The organism is Pseudoalteromonas xiamenensis, from assembly GCF_030994125.1.
Lineage (GTDB): Bacteria > Pseudomonadota > Gammaproteobacteria > Enterobacterales > Alteromonadaceae > Pseudoalteromonas > Pseudoalteromonas xiamenensis_B.
On sequence record NZ_CP099917.1, the window covers coordinates 2,960,001 to 2,978,175 of the forward strand.

The following is an 18,175-nucleotide window of genomic DNA, read 5'->3' on the forward strand; positions in this document are numbered from 1 at the left end:
CGAAACCGACACAGGTGGTCAGGTAGAGAATACTAAGGCGCTTGAGAGAACTCGGGTGAAGGAACTAGGCAAAATGGTACCGTAACTTCGGGAGAAGGTACGCTCTTGTCTGTTAAGCCCTTGCGGTGTAAGCAGACGGGAGTCGCAGAGAATAGGTAGCTGGAACTGTTTATTAAAAACACAGCACTGTGCAAAATCGTAAGATGACGTATACGGTGTGACGCCTGCCCGGTGCCGGAAGGTTAATTGATGGGGTTAGTCTTTGGACGAAGCTCTTGATCGAAGCCCCGGTAAACGGCGGCCGTAACTATAACGGTCCTAAGGTAGCGAAATTCCTTGTCGGGTAAGTTCCGACCTGCACGAATGGCGTAATCATGGCTACGCTGTCTCCACCCGAGACTCAGTGAAATTGAAATCGCAGTGAAGATGCTGTGTACCCGCGGCTAGACGGAAAGACCCCGTGAACCTTTACTATAGCTTGGCACTGAACATTGAACCTACATGTGTAGGATAGGTGGGAGGCTTTGAAGCAAGAACGCTAGTTCTTGTGGAGCCGTCCTTGAAATACCACCCTTGTATGTTTGATGTTCTAACGTTGGCCCCTAATCGGGGTTACGGACAGTGCCTGGTGGGTAGTTTGACTGGGGCGGTCTCCTCCCAAAGAGTAACGGAGGAGCACGAAGGTTTGCTAAGAGCGGTCGGACATCGCTCGGTTAGTGTAATGGTAGAAGCAAGCTTAACTGCGAGACAGACACGTCGAGCAGGTACGAAAGTAGGTCATAGTGATCCGGTGGTTCTGAATGGAAGGGCCATCGCTCAACGGATAAAAGGTACTCCGGGGATAACAGGCTGATACCGCCCAAGAGTTCATATCGACGGCGGTGTTTGGCACCTCGATGTCGGCTCATCACATCCTGGGGCTGAAGTCGGTCCCAAGGGTATGGCTGTTCGCCATTTAAAGTGGTACGCGAGCTGGGTTTAGAACGTCGTGAGACAGTTCGGTCCCTATCTGCCGTGGGCGTTTGAGAATTGAGAGGGGCTGCTCCTAGTACGAGAGGACCGGAGTGGACGAACCGCTGGTGTTCGGGTTGTCATGCCAATGGCATTGCCCGGTAGCTACGTTCGGAATCGATAACCGCTGAAAGCATCTAAGCGGGAAGCGAGCCTCGAGATGAGTTCTCACTTGGAGTTTAACTCCACTAAAGGGCCGTTGGAGACTACAACGTTGATAGGCAGGGTGTGGAAGCGCTGTGAGGCGTGAAGCTAACCTGTACTAATTACCCGTGAGGCTTAACCATACAACGCCAAAGTGGTTTAAGTTGTTAGAAGTTAAGTATTGACTAAAGTAGACAACGACGAAGTAAAAGACATTAATATTAGCGTTCCAGATTTAGTTTACTTGCGGTAGCGAGTAGACGACCAGCTTATGCTTGGTGACAATAGCGTTGTGGACCCACCTGACCCCATGCCGAACTCAGAAGTGAAACGCAACAGCGCCGATGATAGTGTGGCAGCTGCCATGTGAAAGTAGGACATCGCCAGGCTCTAATTAAATAAAAAGGCCTCTTCGAAAGAAGAGGCCTTTTTATTTATTACGTGTTTAGGGATGTGCTACGTGAAAGTAGGGTGAAAAGTCGATTAGGGAAGCAAACAGTTTTGCTTCACCGGCTTTGAACGTCGAAGGCCTCTGGCCGCAGACCGGACATCGCCAGGCTGGGCGCCCCCGACTCTTAATTAAAGAAAGCCCGATTCGAAAGAGTCGGGCTTTTTTACTTTTCATCATTAAATCGTATTACGATTATACCAGACAGGTTAGTCAGTCTTATACCATTCCGCTTAAATATCTGATCTAATATAGACCATAGAAAATCACCGACTCAAAAACTTGAACCCAAACCTATCTGAACAGCTTTTAGCGCTTTCACGGAAAGAACCAAACGCACGAAAACGCATTCGATTACTTGCAGTGTCATTATTTTATGAGGGCAATAGCAGAACCGATATTGCAAAACGCCTTAGTACAGCACGAAGTAGCGTGAATAAATGGGTTTCCAGCTTCTTAGACCATGGGCTCGAAGGCTTAGACAATAAGCCTATTCAAGGACGTCCTCCTAGATTGCAACAGTCACAACTTGAGCAACTGTCTGAATTTATTAAGTGCTCAAACACCGAGCTTAAAGGTGGCCGCCTTACCGGTGAAGACATCGTGCATTACATTGACGCTGAATTTGGTGTGCATTACCACTTAAATCATGTCTACAAAATACTAAAGCAGCTTGGTTTAGTTGGATCACAAGCCGCTCGAGGCATCCTAAACAGTCACAAGAGAATCAAGAAACTTTTAAAAAACTTCCAACTGGAAACGGTCCTTCACACACCAGGACACCGACCTCTTGAGCGTATCGACGTATGGTTTCAGGATGAAGCTCGATTTGGCCAGCAAAATCCGACTACGCGCATTTGGGCTGAAACAGGCACTCGGCCAAGGATTATAAAACAGCAACAGTTTGAGTATGGGTATTTGTTTGGTGCAGTATGTCCAGCCACAGGCCAAACGGAAGCATTAGTAAGTCCATTCGTAAACAAAGAAGCAATGACACAGCACATGCGTCAGATATCACAAGCGACAGAAGTTGATAGGTACGCAGTCGTGATAATAGATGGTGCAGGCTGGCACACCTATGACACTGCCGGCAGAATTTAGCAACCTCACGCTCATAAAGCTTCCACCTTATTCACCCGAGCTCAATCCTGTAGAACAAATATGGAGTTGGATACGACAACACGGTTTATCCAATAGAGTGTTTTCGGGCTATGACGAGATCGTTGATGAAGTTTCAAAAGCTTGGAATCAATTTATTTCAATACCGGATAGAGTGAAGAAAATGTGTAGTCGTGAATGGATAAAGTTGATCTAATCTATATGCGGAATGGTATTAAACATATCTAAAACCCAAATTAACGTTGGTATCCCCCAGTAGCATCGCATCTCGGTTATCTCTGACCTCAGCTAAGTAACGCTAAGAAGCGGTGCTTCGTCTTCTTCTCTGAATGCGTGATGCAAGGTAGAGCAGACTGGTTAGACGTATGCAGACTCCTGGTAAATAATCAGATGGTAACTTTTGTACTTATGCCATACGCTGAATCAAGTTTCTCAATGGTCACTTATAGATGTTACTTCAACTTAAATCGTAGTTAACTGAAGGATTTTGTCTTAGAAACAAATAAGCAGGGTAAGTCTACCCAGTAACAAGTGTCTACTTAAGCAATAATGTGAGGAACGAATCTCGCGGTGTCTTTTGTGATGGGGGAATTGTCTTCTCGGATCGTTAACCCGCATGCTTCATGTGCAACCATCCACACTCCCAACAATGTTGAATTGTTATTAAATCGAGGAAGAGGCGCTAATGCTTGGGTTATGTATCCTTCTTTACCGTAGCTGCCACTTTGATGAATTCGACCTTTTCTCGGATGAAACCAAGTAACATTGCTACCTTCGCGACCAAAAAGCGGCTTACTGACAAAGCCCCCTTCAAGTCCACCTTTTTCTTCACCTGAAAAATACGCAGGGAGAAGATTCGGGTGATTTGGATGAAGCTGCCAAAGGAGTGGCAGAATAGCTTTGTTTGAGAGTATAGCTTTCCATGGTGGCTCTATAAACGTTGTTTTAGTTGTCGTTAGATGACAAGAGAATTCGTCTTCGAATAACTGTTCCCATGGATAGAGCTTAAAAAGCAGTTCAATCTGATTATCGTCTAAATCGGTTAACTGTCCGCTATCATCCACACCAATACTTTCAATAGGAAGAAGACTCGTCGAATGGCCTGCTTGAAAAGCGCAATCCTGCAGGTACATTACTGTACCTTGGTCTTCTATCGAATCACGGCAATAAGCCAAATGAAGCGTGTTATTTCTCTTGAACTCGGTAAAACGCCTAACTAGTCGTTCTTGGATGCTGTTAAATTGATCGGCTGATCTTGGTAATACGCCACTATCTACTTGTTGTTCTAACCATTGCCATTGAAAAAAGGAGGCTTCATAGAGCGAAGTAGGTGTGTCAGCATTGTACTCTAGGAGCTTTGCAGGCGAGTTTCCGTTATAACTAAAGTCAAAGCGACCATACAGGCTTAACTCATTGTTTTGCCAGCTGTCCGCAATCCACTGCCACGAGGATTCGGGAATACAAAACTTTCTCAGCCAGTAATCGTCTTTTACAACTCTATCTACTAGGTCTAAACATATTTGTTCTAGCTCGTTACTTGGATCTTCCAAGTGTGTTTCTATCTGCTTCAAGGAGAGTTGATAGTAAGCTGTTTCATCCCAGTAGACATCGTTATCTATGCGGTAAAAGTCAAACCCATAAAACTCAGCTTGGTCTTTTAAATCTTGTCGCTCATTGCATGGTACGCGAAACACTAACCACCCCAGCTGCTTCTTGACGAGGCGCTCCGTCCAAATCCCCCTCGTTTTGTGGTGACGCGTTTGGCAGCAACGGGTTCATTCGTTACCGATTTCTTAATCATTATAGTGCCGCGATTACTTACACTAGAAACAAAACTATTGTTGGCATTTCTGAAACTGAAATAATCATCTTTCGAGCGATATAGAGGGCGAGATTGACCAAAATAAGCCCCGTTATAAAAAGCGTGTCTACGTTTTTTCTTTTTATAGTAATCAAGACCCTCATCAACGGCTTGAGCCACCGCCGCAAGCATAAATCCAGCCATGATCGGCTGCCAAATTGACCCCTTATTTTCACATTGGTTGAAGCCAAAATCATTTTCACATAACTGTGCTGAATTATATTTAGGGCTTTCGATATCATGATTAGCTAATGCTTCTTGGTATTGAGAAACACAAGCTGCTTCTTCAACACCAAATGATGTGCAATCATCAACGTTATTGAAGATAAGTGCCTTTTCCTCGGAATCAACACACCCACTAAGCTGGGAAAATGCGCCTAACATAAGGGTTAGCTTTACTGACTTGCTCCTTTTCATGTCGTTCATCTCAATAAGTCATGCATGCTGCGTTTAAAATGCCCGATGCGAGTGATGCGGCACCTAAAAAGACACCAGCGCTAATCTGATTTTGCTCAATTTTGTTTGAGAGTGTCGGCATATAAAAACGAACAGAAAAGAAGGTAATGAGTTGAATTATGCCTGCAACCACAGCCCAGATAATATAGTCCACAAGAGAAACTGCGTTAACCGCCGCACTTGAAATTGGTAAAACGAAGCCGATTAATGCGCCTGCAAAACCTAACGAAGCAGCAGTGTTATTTGACTTCATTAACGTCCACTCACAGTGTGGAGTGATCTTGGTGTAGATGAACAAAAATGAAAAAGTAAGTAGGTAACCGAGCCCAAAATAGAGTGCAAAAGGCAGTAAACCTTGTAATGAGTCAAAGGCATTCATGTTCATTCCTTTAAAAAAAAACGCTTGGAATCGCTATTGTATACATCAAAGAGGCTTGTTTTCAAAATATTAAAAGTACCAACGGACCTTGCGATAAAACGTAAAGAGCGGATTTTAGAGTTTTAATGCGACTGATGTAGTCAAGCGAGAAAAGCAAGGAAAAAAGTCGCTAGGCTACAATAACAGGCAATATGGGGGATCATTCTTCGATTGTAGCGAGCTGTTCTAACTCACGATACAAAATATCGTCATCACCCAAATTCAATTCAATTAACCGTTTTAGGTGTGTGACACTTTCTAAGTCAATTTGCGTGCAATGCAAACCTAAATGGAGGGCTTCAATATGTCGAACTTCAACTTGCATTGAAATGGCGATATCACTATCTCCAAGTTTGAACAATAAGCTAGCGGGTTCATCCTTCATAGGAATGTAACCGTTAGGTAAGGAAACGAGTGCACCATTTAAAGACAAGTCAAAAAGCTTACATTGATAATCCCCTCCTGCAGTCATAAGCTTGGCAGGATTTGAAAACATGACTCGTGTAAAACGTCTACGCTCTTCCATAATCTATTCCTAAGTTCATCTCTCCTAAGAATAGTTGCTTTTGAGTAAGAATTGCAAACTAAGAATAGAAAAAAGCCCTGATGAACAGGGCTTTTTAAGGTATTGATTAACCGATTTTTTTATACTTGATGCGCTTCGGCTCTGCAGCACTCGCACCGTAAGTTTTTTTCAACCATTCTTCGTATTCAGTATAGTTACCATCGAAGAAATTGATTTGACCTTCATCACGGTAGTCAAGAATGTGCGTAGCAATGCGGTCAAGGAACCAACGGTCATGCGAGATACACATTACGCAACCAGGGAATTCCAAAATCGCGTTTTCCAGCGCACGCAACGTTTCTACGTCAAGGTCGTTGGTTGGTTCATCCAGTAACAGTACGTTCCCACCCGCTTTAAGAAGTTTGGCGAGATGTAAACGATTGCGTTCACCACCTGATAGCTCTTTAACGAACTTCTGTTGATCCGTTCCTTTGAAATTGAAGCGGCCAATGTAAGCACGGCTTGGAATTTCAAAGTTACCAATTTTTAGAATGTCTAGACCATCAGAGATCTCTTGGAATACAGTCACATTGTCGTTCATGCTATCGCGGAACTGTTCGACGGTTGCAAGTTGCACTGTATCACCGATATCAATCGTACCACTGTCAGGAGTCTCTTGACCGCTTAACATACGGAATAACGTTGATTTACCCGCGCCGTTGGCACCGATAATACCCACGATCGCACCTTTTGGAACGTTAAAGTTAAGATTGTCGATTAACACGCGGTCACCAAAGCTTTTCTTCAGGTTTGAAACCTCAATGACCTTGTCACCTAGGCGCGGACCTGGCGGAATAAATAGCTCGTTGGTTTCATTACGCTTTTGGTAATCAGTCGCTTGTAACTCAGAGAACTGAGCCATACGTGCTTTCGACTTAGCCTGACGACCTTTTGGATTCGAGCGAACCCACTCAAGTTCCTGAGCAATCGACTTTTGACGTGCTTTTTCTGTTTTTTCTTCTTGCTTCAAACGAGCGTCTTTTTGCTCAAGCCATGAAGAGTAGTTACCTTCCCATGGAATACCGTGGCCACGGTCAAGTTCTAGGATCCAACCTGCAACGTTATCTAAGAAGTACCGATCGTGCGTAATCGCCACAACGGTGCCTTCATAGTCGTGTAAGAATCTCTCTAACCACGCAACTGACTCTGCGTCTAAGTGGTTAGTCGGTTCGTCAAGAAGTAGCATGTCTGGTTTTTCAAGTAGCAGACGACAGATAGCAACACGGCGACGCTCACCACCAGAAAGCACCTTAATTGGCGTATCCCACTCAGGCAGACGAAGTGCATCGGCAGCACGTTCTAACACGTTGTCGATGTTGTGACCGTCATGTGCTTGAATAATCGCTTCAAGTTGACCTTGCTCTTTTGCAAGCGCATCAAAGTCCGCATCTTCCATTGCGTACTCCGCGTATACTTCGTCTAGACGACGAAGCGCGTTTTTGACTTCGCTTACCGCTTCTTCAACCGTCTCACGAACGGTTTTGTTTTCGTCTAGTTTTGGCTCTTGTGGTAAATAACCAATTTTGGTGTCTGGAAACGCGCGAGCTTCACCTTCAAACTCTTGGTCCACTCCAGCCATAATACGCAGCAAGGTTGATTTACCTGCACCGTTTAGACCAAGCACACCGATTTTCGCGCCTGGAAAAAATGAAAGAGAGATATCTTTTAAAATAGTACGCTTAGGGGGTACTACTTTACTTACACGATGCATCGTGTAAATAAACTTATCCGGTAATGGCATGTCCAAACCTTATAAAAATAGTCAATAAAATCGCTAATATTGTAGTGACATACAAGGTGGCATTCAATGTCACACTCAATTTAAAAGAGTTAAAAAATAATATGACCTACTAATATTGAGGAGTTAGCGAAATTACTATTAAGCGCAGATCAAATTCAATTAGACATAAAAAGAGGTGAAACACTGGCGAATGCCGATAGGCCAACCGTTATTATCACTGCAGGTGAATCGATTTCACCTACTAAAGGCGGTCAACATCCCACTCGTAAACCTCCGGTTAACTCAACGAATGAGTACAGCCTACACACAATCTATTTACCGTAACTAACCACTTACTTTGTGAGAGCCATTATTAACGCTTGGCAAAGTACTTCGGTCAACGCAAAGACTACAACCTACTTGGTAGTGTTTCGACATTACATCATGCTGAGCTCGGGAATAAAGTGCAATAACGTCGTGAAGCGTTGTTAACGTAATGGTTAAATAGCGTTGTACAGAGTGATTCACGCAAGAAATAACGTAGTTTACAAGTATGAAAAAACGCCATGTTAAATTAACATTTGTAATCTGGTTGTGTGAATTTTAATCTCAAGTGGTCAGATTATATACTTTCACTTAAAGTCTCTGAAAATAGGTCATTATTGACCTGTTTCTAAATTAGAAAATGACTACTATATCGCTATGATAACGAACAGCTATCAGTACAATTATTCACAAAAGTTGCATGGATGTATTCTTTGTGTTTCTTTTTGAGCTGATAGAACATTACGTAACCTGACTATTTTAGATTCACAAATACAGCAGCTTGTACAAAATTGAAGCGAAATCAGTTGGAAATATAGTTTTTTCCTCTTCAAGTCTACTTTAATCCCAAAATACGAACGATTTCATTCGATGGTCTGCAACTTGTTGTTATGAAGATATTGTACTGATCAAAGGAATAATGATGGAGCAGTCTCATCTCATTTCACGGCAAATTTTCGAGCCAAAAAAAACCCCTATGGGATCCGAAATATTGCGTTATGCAAGACAATTGCGTGGTTTAACGCAAGCAGAATCAGCCGCTCACTATGGCATTGAAGAACGAACGCTCAGGCGCTGGGAAAACCGAGAATACAGTCCAAAGTGGAATGATGTCATAGGGCTTGTCGAGGACGTCTATGCACTCAATATTTTAGAATTAATAGGGAAAATTCATGCAAACAACTTTGACAACAATTAAAGAAATTCGTCACTCATTAAAGCGCTGGGGAACGTTTTGGAAGCTCAGGGAGTGTGGCAAAGGGTTTAACAAGCAAAATATGTCCTTTGTTCAAACGCCCAAACAATCAAGACACAGCGCGAGTGATTCGATTTATGAACCTGAGTTTATCGCGACTTTCACCGCACAAATTCAACGCTTAGAACCTAAGTGTATACAAGCGTTGCGCGCGAAGTATGTTGCGGCATTACCTTATGCTCTCGCCATTAACCAGTATGGTTTTGAAAGTAAAAAAAGTGCTGATTACTGGCTGCATAGGGCAGAGAGGACCCTTATGACACAACTAAGCTAGGAGAAGTAACTTGTCATTGATGAACATTGTTGAGCAATTGAAAAAACATGAAGGATACCGGCAATATCCTTACTACTGTACCGAAGGGAGGTTGACGATTGGATTTGGTCGAAACCTAGATGATGCTGGCGTCAATGAATTTGAAGCTGAGCAGCTACTAGCGAACGACATTGAAAATGCACGAGCCGGTGTGCGCAGGCGCATTAACTTACAACATTGTAATGAACCCCAACAAGCTGTCTTGGTGAATATGGCATTTAATCTAGGGATCAATGGCTTACTGGGATTCAAGAAAATGCTTAATGCGGTCGAATCTGGGGATTTTCAACAAGCAGCACTGGAAATGCTCAACAGCCGATGGGCATACCAAGTGCCAGCACGTGCTCAGGAGTTGGCGAAGCAAATGCTCTCAGGGGAATGGCAATCATGAGTTTGCTCGGCGATTTTTTCTCTGTGCAAACCGTTGCGCCCATTGAAGCTGTTGGCAAAATTTTGGATGAGCTTTTTACAAGCGATGAAGAAATGCTGCAGCAAGAAACTCTGAAAGCGCGAATGATCGCTAAGCAGGCGCAAATCCAAGCTGAGATAAATAAGGTGCAAGCGGCTCATCGAAGTGTGTTTGTCGCAGGCGCAAGACCATTTTTAATGTGGGTTTGTGGTTTCGGTTTCCTGTTTGCCTTTGTGATTAATCCGATTTTGCAGTGGTTGTGGCCGGAACATGGTACGCCAGTACTGCCCTTGGATGTCATGATGGAATTAACATTGGGTATGTTAGGACTTGCGGGCTTGCGTACCGTGGAAAAAATCAAAGGAGTTTCTAAGTGAGTCAGCCAGAACAGTGGCAAATGAAAAAGGAACTCAATTTAGCCCATGTATTAACCACACTTGCGTTGCTCGTTTCAGGGATTTTATACATCAACGACCTTGATAAGCGCATTATCACGAATACTCAAGAGTTGAATCATATTAAGCAAATCCGTAATGAAGATCAAAAACGGATTGAAAAACGACTTGATTCGATAGAGAAAAAACTTGATGCCTTGTTGAGCGTAAATCGCCCCCTTTCTTGACTTCGCTTTACCTTCTTATAAGGAGATAATTTTGAACAATGCTATTGAATTGGCAGGGTTGGCAGCGCCTGACATTATTGAGCCGTTGAACTATCAGCAAATTTATGAACAGATGCAGCAAACGTTACAAACTGAAATACCAGACTTCACCACCCTGCCATCCGACCCGGTTAATAAATTACTTGAGTTAACGGCTTATCGTGAACTCTTACTACGTCAACGGGTTAATGACGCGGCACGGTCTGTTATGTTGGCATTTGCGCAAGGTAAAGATCTTGACCACTTAGGTGCGTTGTTTGGCGTGGCACGTAAAAGCGACGAAGATGATGAGAGATATCGTGAGCGTATTCCGTTGTCGTTAGAAAGCTACAGTATGGCAGGGACAATGGGCGCTTATCAGTATCAAACACTGAGTGCATCGAAACAGGTGAAAGACGTTTTTGTGGACTCTTCCAATCCCGGTATTGTTGATGTCCATGTGCTTGCTGAACAAGACTCAGATGGCCCAGCTGTAAAAGCGATGGTTGAAGCGCATCTCAATGATGAAGACATACGTCCGTTGACTGATAAAGTCATTGTTCACCTTGTTGAACCAACTCGTTACAGCATTGAAGCACGAATATTTTTCAATGTTGGGGTTAGTACCGAGCCTGTAAAGCTTGCCATACATCACGCTTTGGACACGTTTATTCGCGAACACTTTCGTTTAGGTAAAGAACTGCCGTATTCCGGGATCATCGATGCCTTGCATCAACCTGGGGTCAGGAAGGTGGCACTGATTTCACCGACGAGGGACTTCCAAGCACAGAGTGCTCAAGCTTATTTGTGTGGACAACCGATATTGAGTTATCCAGAGGAGTAGTGTTAATGGCGGACCATAGCAAACTCTTACCAAGTAATTACACGGAGTTGGAGCATCAAATTGTTGAGGCAATTGATACTTTACCTGAACGCTTATCTCTTACGCCAACGATACCCGAACACATTGGTAAACAATGGGACCCTGAGACTTGCCCTGAAACACTTCTGCCTTGGCTTGCATGGTCATTGTCTGTCGATGATTGGGATGAGAAATGGCCAGTAACGACGAAACGTGCACTCATTGCGCGTTCGGTGGACATTCACAAACACAAAGGGACTGTGGGGGCAGTAAAACGCGCATTGTCATCTCTTGGCGTCAAAGTTGAATTTTTTGAGTGGTTTCAAGACGTCGATGAACTCGCACTCGCACCGCACCATTCAGGTGAACCGAACACATTTACCTTTATCGCTTGGGCAAACGAAGTTCCGTTCACAAGTGAAGCGGTGGTGCTAAGTCAGGCGGTATATGACGCTATTTTTCGTGTTACCAATCAAACCAAACCACAACGTGCACATTTCAAATTCTTAGTCGGGGCTAAACTGGATTTAGGTGTGCAAATAGCGTCTACTTCTAGTGGGATGCAAGTGGGGCGTTTAACTTACCAAACGCAACCTGTCAACGCAGCCTCGAGTGAAATGACGGTAGGGGTAAGCGTTGTGGATAGCCAGCGTATGGCTGTCAAACGGCAGTACGGACAAACCCAAGCGGTAAATAGCTACAGTCGCTCCGACCTAGGGATGGCTGTTGTCTTTCACAATCGACGTCAACAGGTTGGTCGATACTATTTTAGTAATGACCAAAAATTACCAAAGGGATGCTATTACTGGGATGCCAATCCCGCTATCGCGTTGCACCTGTCGAACCGACGTTTCTCTGTCGGTCGTTTTTATCTTCATACCTGATCTTTGCGCAATCCTGCGCTGAGACAACAGTCTTTTCACTGCCAACGGGTTATTACAACGCCCGCGCCAATGCGCAGCCTTATCTCACGCGTTTCGCTAATACCTTGTTGCTGAAGAGAACCATTAAAAACCAAAAACACATTCCTTCTAAATAGGACGTAATTAGCGCGGCGATATTGAAAGATTCGCGCGTTCAATATGCGTTTAGAACGCAGGGATTTGTTTTTGGTCTAACTATAACTTAAGGAGAATTGTGCGGTGAGCACCATCTTAAGGCCGACCATTACCATGGCGGGATTGGAAGCTGTGTTTAATGCACAGAAAAATGGTTTCCAAGCCAAAATAAGCAAAGTAGGACTTGGAACTGGCAACTACACGCCAGATCAAAGTCGTACACGTTTAGAAAAAGAAGTGCATAAAGTGTTGGTCGCGAGCGGCCAAGACAAAGGCAATGCGCAAATTCATATGAGTGTGATTGATGACACCAATCACAATTTCTGGGTAAACGAAGTTGGCTTTTTTATCGAAAAGGAAGAGAACGGTAAAAAGGTCGATGTGCTTTTTGCTGTGTATTCACACCCAGATAAGCCTATTGCCTACAAGTCAGCGGAAGTGGACCTATTACTCGCGTTTGACTTGGTGTTGACGGGTGTACCTGCTGATGCAATCACCATTGTCGACAGCGGCGTTGACTTGAATATTCTCATCGCCCCAGAACTGGCCAAAGTCGGTGCGGCGCAAATTAGCAATATGTATCGTCATTTAAAACAGAAATTTGAATTAATGGATAAAGGGATTTTGTAGGAGTAACGCATGGCATTAGAACAAGATATTGGGGCACTGATAGCCTCAACCAATCAGTTGACTGCGGTCGTTGATAACAAGGCACAAGCTTTAGATAAACAAATGGCCGCGCTTGACGCACGCGTGGCGAAAAAAGAACAGGAAGTAACCAAGTTTCTGCAAGAGGCAATGCCAGAAACTCGCTATGTACAGGATATTTTTATCGGTGGTTCAAAAGACTATTTGTATCCGGTGTGGTGGACATTTCCATCAAATGGGCATGGTGTTGGTAAGCTTACCTTCGCTCGTGAATATCACTGGAATGGTGGAGCAGGGGAGCGGCCGTTAAATACAGGGTCAGTGCATCAAGCCGCTCTATTACTCGAATTAGAAGGGAATGCCTGTCAATGGTCAGGAGACGCAAACTTTATGAACATCAAGCGTTTCAGCGAGCGTTATGCGAACACTGCAAGCCATGTAAGTTTTATGATGCAATGTAAAGCTGAAAAAGTTGATCCGAATAGAGATCTATATGGTGGTGGAGCAGATGGCTCGGTTGGTCCTTGGTCTTATATCTCTAGTGGTCTTTATTTACGAGGTGGTGGCTTAAAGTATCGCATCACGAAAAACTGGAAAGGGGACGTTTACTATAACGATGGAAGCTCAATGGAACGTAAAGTGATTTACGAGTATAACGTTCCAAATGCCACTTCAACAGTCCGTTGGTTTGTTGAACCTATCCCATTTAGTGAACGCAAAGCGCCAATTGCAAACACCATCCCATATGTTAATCACCCTTATACACCACCAGCAACCGCCTAATCTTTAAGGATAAATATGATTATTGAAAAACTAACCATTGGCCAAACAGAATTGGTCAATGTCCCTGCGGACGAAAAAACGCTGCTCGATTTAGGTGTTGCTAAGCTAGATATAGCAGCCCTTTTGGCGGAGGCAAAAATGACCCAGCTTACTGCCCAGTGCCAACATGCGCGCAGTTACGCCTACCACACCAGCTCTGACGGTTTGGCATTTGACTACTTAGCTGCGGTTGCCGAGTTTGGTGAGAGCAGTGAACAAGCCACAACGGCTAAACAAGCTTGGTTACAAGCGCGTCAAACCATTAAAACGCGTTACCCAAAACCTGAGTAATTTTACCTAAGTAGTAACGAACTGCGAGCGCAACAGGCTCGCTGACATTGCAATCAATAACCCACCAATCGGTGGGTTTTTTATTGCCTACAACACACAAACTCTGCGCAGTATCTGAGTTTTTATATATGGAGAAAAACATGGCATTAGAACAAGATATTGCCGATTTAATTAAGTCAGCGGATCGGCTGACCGATACCGTTGATCATAAAATTCAAAGCATTCAAGCTGAGCTCGACGCCAAAAAAGCGGAAATTGACCGTCGTTTAGCAGCAAAAGAAAAGGTGGTGGATTCCTACTTACTAAACGCTCGAAATGAACAAGGTTTTGAAGTCCAAAATTACAATCACGACTTTATGGATCTTTACGACCGTGGAGACATAAAACTCCCCGTTGGCATGGGTTTGCATGCGGATAATCCACTAAATGACTATTTTGACATTGAAATCATTCCTGTAACTTCGGGAGCTGAACCAGATAAGCGTCACGATGTTGCACAAGAGTTATTAACTGCAATGAACATAGGTCGAGGCACACAGCACTTTAGTGGTTCATTTAATATCTTACATTTAAAACACAAAGCAAATATGCCTTTACCAACCAAATGGGTTTTCTTTATACCGCAACAACATGTCAAAACAGGACAAGGCGCTTCTTTCTTGTGCTGGGCAAAAGGCAAGGGATTCAATTGGCGAATGGATACTAACATGCAATGGAAACAAGTGGTTTATGCATGGCATCCGTCTGCAAATCCAGGAACTTACGTGCACATCGATGTATATATGCATGAAGTTGGTGGAGAACTCTATTTAGCATTACCGACAATTGTGACCGGTGTTTGGCCTGAAGGTCGTGTGCTTGGCAATTTATACAGTCAAAAGAATGAAATGTATAGAAAAGGTGCAGCTTGGTTTGATGTCAGCTTATTTGATGCGTTTCATGATGGAAACACCGCGGCAGGCGGTGATCCTGCGAATGATAGAGTTTAGGAGGAACAATAATGTCAATTTTAGTGATCACACAATCTGGAATTAATTCAATCGAAAAAGCGAAATGGGATAGCAATATATCCTTGGCACGAAGAAAAGAGTTAGATCCACTTGTACTGGAACTCCAACGAAAAATTGCTGGTGAATATTCAGCTGAAGAAGTAGAGGCTGCTCGTTTGAACGTAGCGTCTAAAGATAAAGAAATTAACGAACGTTACCCTAAACCTTTGTAACAACAATAACAACCTTGAATTGATGGCCTGACTTTTCAGGCCTTTTTTATATATGGAGAAAAATCATGGCACTAGAACAAGATATTGCCAATTTAATTGATGCATCAAATAACTTAACGACCATAGTCGATAATAAAATCCAAAGTATTGATGCGCGTGTAAAAGAAGCCAAAACACAAGTGGATGGCTACATCAACCAAGTTAACGGTTTTATAAACTCTCAGCGGGCTAAGCAATCGCATTTTCGCTTAACCAAAAACCAAGCTTTGATCCCTAATGCGGACAATAGCTTTCCGCTGCATTGGAGCAGTGGGTATGTTAAATCAGCAAAATTGGTGGAAACGGTTAGTACAGGGGTTGAAGCCAACGCACGCTCTCCGCTTGCGCGCGAATTTTTGCGTGCTATCAATAGCGATACACAATACTTCGCAGGTAGTTTTAATATTTGGGAATTGGAATATCAGCCGAATCGTGGTGGAGAACAAAAGAATCTTTATGCATATCTGATGTATCAGTATTTCCGTCGTCCTACCGAGGTTACCGTTGGTGCCATCGTCAAACATATAAAGGGAGTGGTACCTAACAGCTATTGGTGCCAAGGCCTCAAAGCGAATGAAGAAGCCAAACTGTGTGGTATGTACATAGGTGCGGATAGCCGCAACACCTATAGCCATTGCCACCCCTATGTCGCGGGTGAAGGTCGACCAGAAACGGAAACGGGTATTATCCAAGTCGCGTTACCTGCTGTAGTTACGGGCGATGTGCCACTCGACAAAGCATGGGGACAATTTGCTTACCTAGGCGACGCGGATCAAGCCGCATTTAACTAACAAGGAGAGTCACAATGGCAAAATTAATCGTAAACAATCACATCGTCGAGCACTTTTTCGATGCCAACACGCCATTTGCGGTTGCTGCTCAGTTAGTGTTTGAACAATATGGCGAAAACGCACGTTTTGATATTCAGCTATCAGAGGCTGAACAAAAAGTAGCTTACCGTCAAGATATTCGTAACCAAGTCGCGACTCAAGTCGCCGATAGCGATTCGCTGCTAGGCACCACCTCAGACACCGTTCATCTGTTACTTAATGAACTCAGTGGCTTTATCAATAAACTGGCCAATGCGCAAAGTTTGGCTGAAATGCGCGCATCTGCCACCAGCTTACAAGCTGCCATTGGTCATATTGAAACGCAAGTTTTAGCCGGAGACCTTCAGTTTCCTTACCAAGTAAAAGGGTTAGAATCGGTCAATGCTGAAATTGTCCGTCGTGCAAATGGCGTGAATTTGGTGCTTAAAAGCACATCCTAAAAAAGCGGCCGCGAGGCCGCCTTTTTTACTTCTACTTGTTACTGTCATCTTGTTTTAGCCCGCTGTTTTCTCCTGTTTTGTTGGAACCACCATGTCTACTCAAATACTCGATTTAGCCAAATTACCCGCACCTGATCTTATTGAAGAATTGGACTTTGAGTCATTGGTAATACAATTAAAATCTCAACTAAGTGCATTGAATGAACCGCTTGCGGCTGTGTTGTCGTTGGAATCAGAGCCTCTTACTCAGCTTCTCAATACCTTTGCTTATCAACAGTTGTTGCTGCGAAGCAGGATCAATCACGTAGCAAAAGCGAACTTGCTTGCGACTGCTCAGCACGCAGACTTAGAGCATATTGCAGCACGTTACGGGGTACAAAGATTACGTGACGAGAGCGATGAACGTTTAAGAATGCGAACACAAAAGGCCTACCACAGTTTAAACACGGCAGGTACGGAAGAAAGTTACACTTACCACACACTGTCCACAGACCCTCGCATTAAAGACGTGTATGTTGCAAGCCCGTCGCCGTGCCATGTGCAATTGACCATTTTAAGCAATGAATCCAAATCAGGTACTCCGAGTTCATCCCTTCTCAATAAATTAGCGGTCACTTTTGGGCTTATCGAAGGGGACCAAACACAGGTGTCGGATAAATTACAAACACAAAAAGTCCGTCCGATAGGGGATTGGGTCGAAATCCTTCCTGCAAAAACCAGATCTTTTTCGATAAACGCCAAAGTGAAACTGGAACTTGGTCCTGGTAGTGAGGCGGTTAAGCGCCAAGTCCTTTCTTCACTTGAAGCCTTTCTAGCAGAACGACATGGACTTGGAAAAGCCATCAAACGTTCCGCTTTGTTTGCCGTTTTACATCAAGCAGGGGTGGAGGAAATCGAATTAAGCAGTCCCATTGAAAATATTAACGTGCAAAAGGACGAAGTCGCATTATGTGAAAATGATCTGTCAGGTATTACGTTTGAGGTACTGCTATGAAGGTGAAAATACTTGATTCGCCGGGGATTGGGTTGCAATTAAATCGAGTCGTACAAAGCGGATTCCAGGATGAAGTAGACAGCACAATTCAAGCCTTAAACACTTTAGCCTTTTTGTGGCGTCCCGCGTTATGCCCTCGCGAGTTTTTACCGTGGCTTGCTTGGAGTCAAGGTATTAAGGAGTGGGATGAAAAATGGCCAGAGCAAACTCAGCGGCAGCTTATTGACGCCAGTTACGAACAGCACAAATATTTAGGTACTCGTTATGCGGTCGTAAATGCCCTTGCGCCATTCAACATGGATGCCAAAATCACGGAATGGTTTGAAACCCAACCCAAGTTAACACCAGGCACGTTTAACGTCGATGTATATGTCACAGATAGAGGGATTGATTTACCGCTTATAAAAGATGTTCGCACGATTGTGGATAGAGCAAAGCGCAAATCAGTGCATTACAACCTAACGGTCAATTTGCAGTGTCGCACGTTGATCCCCTTATCTGCCATCAGTTGCAGCTCTAACATCATTACTATTTTTCCTTTATCTCATTAATTATACGAGAAGTA

The 18,175-nt window shown here is 43.8% G+C and carries 23 protein-coding genes and 2 rRNA genes (1 of these 25 running past the window's edge); 20 read left to right on the plus strand and 5 right to left on the minus strand.

The window, feature by feature from the left end:
- The 4 genes from NI389_RS13695 to NI389_RS13710 form a co-directional block, all read left to right on the plus strand.
- Nucleotides 1–1,298 (plus strand): 23S ribosomal RNA (locus NI389_RS13695); it begins 1,588 nt to the left of the window's first position.
- Between the two features lie 131 nt (nt 1,299–1,429).
- Nucleotides 1,430–1,544, plus strand: a 5S ribosomal RNA gene (gene rrf / locus NI389_RS13700).
- Nucleotides 1,545–1,966: 422 nt separating this feature from the next.
- Nucleotides 1,967–2,704, plus strand: coding sequence for an IS630 family transposase (locus NI389_RS13705; protein ID WP_308362561.1), 738 nt, complete (start codon nt 1,967–1,969; stop codon nt 2,702–2,704).
- Nucleotides 2,682–2,918 carry a transposase gene (locus tag NI389_RS13710; RefSeq protein WP_308360418.1) on the plus strand — a complete coding sequence of 79 codons (237 nt, stop codon included), beginning with the start codon at nt 2,682–2,684 and terminating at the stop codon, nt 2,916–2,918. The genes NI389_RS13705 and NI389_RS13710 overlap by 23 nt, the downstream gene beginning before the upstream one ends.
- Before the next feature lie 343 nt (nt 2,919–3,261).
- Here NI389_RS13710 and NI389_RS13715 read toward each other — a convergent pair whose 3' ends face one another.
- The 5 genes from NI389_RS13715 to ettA form a co-directional block, all read right to left on the minus strand.
- Complete coding sequence (locus NI389_RS13715; protein WP_308360419.1) at nt 3,262–4,416, minus strand: glutathionylspermidine synthase family protein; 1,155 nt, start codon at nt 4,414–4,416, stop codon at nt 3,262–3,264.
- Nucleotides 4,416–4,967, minus strand: coding sequence for a DUF1190 domain-containing protein (locus NI389_RS13720; RefSeq protein WP_308360420.1), 552 nt, complete (start codon nt 4,965–4,967; stop codon nt 4,416–4,418). The genes NI389_RS13715 and NI389_RS13720 overlap by 1 nt, the downstream gene beginning before the upstream one ends.
- A 43-nt stretch (nt 4,968–5,010) precedes the next feature.
- A complete protein-coding gene (locus NI389_RS13725; protein ID WP_308360421.1) occupies nt 5,011–5,418 on the minus strand; it encodes a DUF350 domain-containing protein in 408 nt (135 codons plus the stop codon).
- 199 nt (nt 5,419–5,617) lie between these two features.
- Nucleotides 5,618–5,983, minus strand: a complete 366-nt coding sequence (locus NI389_RS13730; protein WP_308360422.1) for a PilZ domain-containing protein — start codon at nt 5,981–5,983, stop codon at nt 5,618–5,620.
- A gap of 106 nt (nt 5,984–6,089) precedes the next feature.
- Nucleotides 6,090–7,763: an energy-dependent translational throttle protein EttA gene (gene ettA, locus NI389_RS13735; protein ID WP_308360423.1), complete on the minus strand. Its 1,674-nt coding sequence runs from the start codon at nt 7,761–7,763 to the stop codon at nt 6,090–6,092.
- Nucleotides 7,764–8,763: 1,000 nt separating this feature from the next.
- Here ettA and NI389_RS13740 point away from each other — a divergent pair.
- From NI389_RS13740 to NI389_RS13815, 16 genes are all read left to right on the plus strand, one after another.
- Complete coding sequence (locus NI389_RS13740; RefSeq protein WP_308360424.1) at nt 8,764–8,985, plus strand: helix-turn-helix domain-containing protein; 222 nt, start codon at nt 8,764–8,766, stop codon at nt 8,983–8,985.
- The gene (locus tag NI389_RS13745) at nt 8,960–9,316 is read left to right on the plus strand and encodes a hypothetical protein (RefSeq protein ID WP_308360425.1); all 357 of its coding nucleotides are present in this window, start codon (nt 8,960–8,962) and stop codon (nt 9,314–9,316) included. Before NI389_RS13740 ends, NI389_RS13745 begins: the two co-directional genes overlap by 26 nt.
- A gap of 19 nt (nt 9,317–9,335) precedes the next feature.
- Nucleotides 9,336–9,746, plus strand: a complete 411-nt coding sequence (locus tag NI389_RS13750; protein ID WP_308362563.1) for a glycoside hydrolase family protein — start codon at nt 9,336–9,338, stop codon at nt 9,744–9,746.
- Nucleotides 9,734–10,141, plus strand: coding sequence for a 3TM-type holin (locus tag NI389_RS13755; RefSeq protein WP_308360426.1), 408 nt, complete (start codon nt 9,734–9,736; stop codon nt 10,139–10,141). Before NI389_RS13750 ends, NI389_RS13755 begins: the two co-directional genes overlap by 13 nt.
- Complete coding sequence (locus NI389_RS13760; RefSeq protein ID WP_308360427.1) at nt 10,138–10,386, plus strand: hypothetical protein; 249 nt, start codon at nt 10,138–10,140, stop codon at nt 10,384–10,386. Before NI389_RS13755 ends, NI389_RS13760 begins: the two co-directional genes overlap by 4 nt.
- 31 nt (nt 10,387–10,417) lie before the next feature.
- Nucleotides 10,418–11,248, plus strand: a complete 831-nt coding sequence (locus tag NI389_RS13765) for a baseplate assembly protein (protein WP_308360428.1) — start codon at nt 10,418–10,420, stop codon at nt 11,246–11,248.
- A gap of 5 nt (nt 11,249–11,253) precedes the next feature.
- Nucleotides 11,254–12,150 (plus strand): phage tail protein I, encoded by an 897-nt coding sequence (locus NI389_RS13770; RefSeq protein ID WP_308360429.1) that lies wholly within the window; start codon nt 11,254–11,256, stop codon nt 12,148–12,150.
- A gap of 258 nt (nt 12,151–12,408) precedes the next feature.
- Nucleotides 12,409–12,954 (plus strand): phage tail-collar fiber domain-containing protein, encoded by a 546-nt coding sequence (locus tag NI389_RS13775; RefSeq protein WP_244369635.1) that lies wholly within the window; start codon nt 12,409–12,411, stop codon nt 12,952–12,954.
- A gap of 9 nt (nt 12,955–12,963) precedes the next feature.
- Nucleotides 12,964–13,755: a phage tail protein gene (locus NI389_RS13780; RefSeq protein WP_308360430.1), complete on the plus strand. Its 792-nt coding sequence runs from the start codon at nt 12,964–12,966 to the stop codon at nt 13,753–13,755.
- 15 nt (nt 13,756–13,770) lie between these two features.
- Nucleotides 13,771–14,085, plus strand: a complete 315-nt coding sequence (locus NI389_RS13785) for a hypothetical protein (protein WP_308360431.1) — start codon at nt 13,771–13,773, stop codon at nt 14,083–14,085.
- A gap of 140 nt (nt 14,086–14,225) precedes the next feature.
- Nucleotides 14,226–15,074 carry a hypothetical protein gene (locus NI389_RS13790; protein WP_308360432.1) on the plus strand — a complete coding sequence of 283 codons (849 nt, stop codon included), beginning with the start codon at nt 14,226–14,228 and terminating at the stop codon, nt 15,072–15,074.
- Nucleotides 15,075–15,085: 11 nt separating this feature from the next.
- Nucleotides 15,086–15,307: a hypothetical protein gene (locus tag NI389_RS13795; RefSeq protein WP_308360433.1), complete on the plus strand. Its 222-nt coding sequence runs from the start codon at nt 15,086–15,088 to the stop codon at nt 15,305–15,307.
- Nucleotides 15,308–15,372: 65 nt separating this feature from the next.
- Nucleotides 15,373–16,137 (plus strand): hypothetical protein, encoded by a 765-nt coding sequence (locus NI389_RS13800; protein ID WP_308360434.1) that lies wholly within the window; start codon nt 15,373–15,375, stop codon nt 16,135–16,137.
- Nucleotides 16,138–16,151: 14 nt separating this feature from the next.
- A complete protein-coding gene (locus tag NI389_RS13805; protein ID WP_308360435.1) occupies nt 16,152–16,616 on the plus strand; it encodes a hypothetical protein in 465 nt (154 codons plus the stop codon).
- Nucleotides 16,617–16,707: 91 nt separating this feature from the next.
- On the plus strand, nt 16,708–17,610 hold the full coding sequence (locus tag NI389_RS13810; RefSeq protein WP_308360436.1) for a baseplate assembly protein: 903 nt from the start codon (nt 16,708–16,710) through the stop codon (nt 17,608–17,610).
- Nucleotides 17,607–18,161: a phage tail protein I gene (locus tag NI389_RS13815; protein WP_308360437.1), complete on the plus strand. Its 555-nt coding sequence runs from the start codon at nt 17,607–17,609 to the stop codon at nt 18,159–18,161. Before NI389_RS13810 ends, NI389_RS13815 begins: the two co-directional genes overlap by 4 nt.
- The last annotated feature ends 14 nt before the right edge of the window (nt 18,162–18,175 follow it).